This window comes from Xenorhabdus thuongxuanensis, from assembly GCF_001908095.1.
GTDB lineage: Bacteria > Pseudomonadota > Gammaproteobacteria > Enterobacterales > Enterobacteriaceae > Xenorhabdus > Xenorhabdus thuongxuanensis.
Map to the genome: position 1 here is coordinate 1 of NZ_MKGR01000079.1, position 1,112 is coordinate 1,112.

A 1,112-nucleotide genomic window follows, 5' to 3' on the forward strand; every position below is an offset into this window, starting at 1 on the left:
TATTAATACGGTGTTTAAATACCTATATTTATATCATGCCGCATAACGAATTTTAGGATGGTGGAAAAAACGGGCAACATGCGCCTTTCTTCTCTGGAGCTTCCTTAGATGGCTTTTGACCTTTCCGGCTAATTCCTGCTGACTTCTTGCCGGTGAAGAATGACGAAGGGCACTTTTTAGGTCACCATTGAGATACTCATCGGGATTCAATTCCGGTGAATACGCCGGTAAATAAAACACCGCAATCCGGCCCTGATGTTTTTCCAACCAATTTGTCACTATTTTGGCATGATGCACCCGTAAGTTATCCAGAATTAAATAGACCTTGCGACCTGCTTCTTTTATCAATCGTTGGAAAAAGTGGAGCAATTTTCGGGCGGTCATCGTTTCTCTGTACAACATAAATCTCACACTGCCCCGATTGTTGATGGCAGATATCATATTGAGTGAAAAGCGTTTCGCACTGACATCGACGACAGGTGTCTGTCCTTTGGGGGCAAAGCCACGACCGTGTTGACACGTATTCTTTATCCCGGTTTCATCCCCCCACCAAATTTCAGCCCCTTCTTCCGCCGCTTTTTTCTTAATAACGGGATAGGTTTCCTTCTGCCACTGTTCAACCGCTTTGGGGTTTTGTTCATAGGCCTTTTTTAACGGTTTTTGCGGTGTAAATCCCCAGCGTTTCAGGTAGTCGGTCAGGGTTCTTTCTGCCACGTTAATCCGCCACATCTGCCAGATGACGGCTTGAATGGCCCGACGTCCCCAGAGCGCAAAAGGCAGTTGCATTTGTGGCGGCGATTTATCACACAGGAGTTGCTGAAGTTTTTCTTCCTGAATGGGGGTCAATAGGCGTTTTTCCATGATGCGGCGACCACGTTGACCTTGCACCAAGGCCTCATCGCCCCCTATTTGCCAGGCTCTGACCCAAATACAAATCGTGTTGTAGTTAATGCCTAAAGCGGCAGCAATCGTTTGCCGTGAAACGCCTTCCTGATACATCCGTATCACGAGTTGTCGGTTATATTGCTGTATCTCAGGTGAGAGTTGTCGAGTATCTTTCTTCATGTCGGTATGATACATGATCTATTTGTGTTTATACACCGTGTTAATAT

1 protein-coding gene is annotated in these 1,112 nt (G+C 46.0%); it reads right to left on the reverse strand.

Annotated elements, in window-relative coordinates; genetic code table 11:
- Nucleotides 1-33: 33 nt before the first annotated feature.
- Nucleotides 34-1,065: an IS630 family transposase gene (locus Xentx_RS18080; protein WP_074021866.1), complete on the reverse strand. Its 1,032-nt coding sequence runs from the start codon at nucleotides 1,063-1,065 to the stop codon at nucleotides 34-36.
- Nucleotides 1,066-1,112 lie beyond the last annotated feature (47 nt).

What these genes read in the sequence shown, in the direction of transcription:
- Xentx_RS18080 (WP_074021866.1), bottom strand. Translation starts at nt 1,065, where the DNA reads ATGAAGAAAGATACTCGACAACTCTCACCTGAGATACAGCAATATAAC.